The organism is Aminobacter sp. P4_H6_2, assembly GCF_056400805.1.
Window position 1 is genome coordinate 1 of sequence record NZ_JBFUKO010000911.1, and the last position, 1576, is coordinate 1576.

The 1576-nt window shown below is 60.2% G+C and carries 1 protein-coding gene; it reads left to right on the forward strand.

Annotated features, from left to right (window positions below):
• Nucleotides 1–1238: aldehyde dehydrogenase family protein (locus AC1DUU_RS31565; protein ID WP_476787238.1), on the forward strand; the 1238-nt coding region annotated here is incomplete at its 5' end.
• Nucleotides 1239–1576 lie beyond the last annotated feature (338 nt).

Below are 1576 nucleotides of genomic sequence, written 5' to 3' on the forward strand. Positions count from 1 at the left end.
AACTCATCCAGGCGCCCTGCGATCTGCCCGATACCGGCTATTTCTACCCGCCCACGCTTTTGACCAATGTCGAGACATCTCATCTGCTCGCGCAAGAAGAGATATTTGGTCCTGTCCTGGTGGCGATGACGTTCAGGACTCCCGGCGAGGCAGTCGAGATCGCCAATCACACCCGCTATGGGCTTGCGGCGAGCGTGTGGACCGAAAACGTCAACCTCGCACTCGACATGGCGCCGAAGTTGAAGGCCGGCGTGGTGTGGATCAATTCGGCCAATCTGTTCGATGCGGCCGCCGGCTTCGGTGGTGTCAAGGAATCCGGTTATGGCCGCGAAGGCGGACGCGAGGGGCTGTTCTCCTACCTCAAGCCCATCGCTCCCGCAAAAGCAGCACAAAAGCCAGCCAAGAAAAACAAGGTCCAGGCGGTCGAGGGCGTCGATCGCACGCCCAAACTGTATATCGGCGGCAAGCAGGCGCGGCCCGATGGCGGGTACTCCATGGAGGTCACCGCAGCTGAAGGCTCCTTGCTCGGCCATGTCGGTCTGGGTGGCCGCAAGGATATCCGCAATGCCGTGGAGGCCGCGCAAAAGGCCAGCAGCTGGGCCAGCGTGTCGGGCTACAACAAGGCGCAGATCCTCTATTTCGTCGCGGAAAACCTGGCCGCCCRCCGCCAGGAATTCGAAGCCAGGATCGCGGCGATGACCGGCGGGGACGACGGTGCCGCCGAACTGGACGAGGCGCTCGACATCCTGTTCACCTATGCAGCATGGGCCGACAAATATGACGGTGCTGTGCATTCCGTGCCGATCCATGGCGCGGTGCTGGCAATGAACGAACCCAACGGCGTCGTTGGCATTGTCTGCCCGAATGAGCGTCCATTGGCTGGATTGCTTGCGCTGGTCGCGCCAGCGCTTGCCACGGGTAATCGCGTGGTCGTCATTCCAAGCGAGACGCACCCGCTGTCGGCCACCGATCTCTATCAGGTATTCGACACATCCGACCTGCCGGCCGGCGTGGTGAACATCGTGACCGGCAATACGCTGGATTTGGCGCAGGTTCTGGCGCAGCACAATGAAGTCGACGCGCTTTGGTATGACGGCCCTGTCGAAGGCATCGCCCCGGTAGAAAAAGCGTCTGTCGGCAATCTGAAAAAGGTCTGGATCGTTGGCCCCGAAGGTGACCGCGACGTACTTCGTCACGCGACACAGGTCAAGAATGTCTGGATCCCCTACGGAGAATAGGGCCTAAACAGCTCGGTCGACGCCAGTCTCTTGGTCAGAGGCGTCGACCGGTTCAGCCGCAGCACATGTGCAACGGAGCTTCAAAATGACAGCTATCCAAGAAGACCCTCCGATAGCAGTCCCCTCACACCCTGAGGAAATCAAATCCACTTTCGATCTGCGCGTGGGGAAGAACATTACCTTGCAAGGCAGTGCCAGAATAACGCCAGCCGGCGTGATCAGCACCGGAATAGCGGTCGCCGCCATGACGCTTGCAGCGGCTTATCTTATATCGTCAATGCGGCGTCCCGGGAGTTAGGCTGACGTCAGTTGGGCGGACAGGCWATCACCTTGCAACG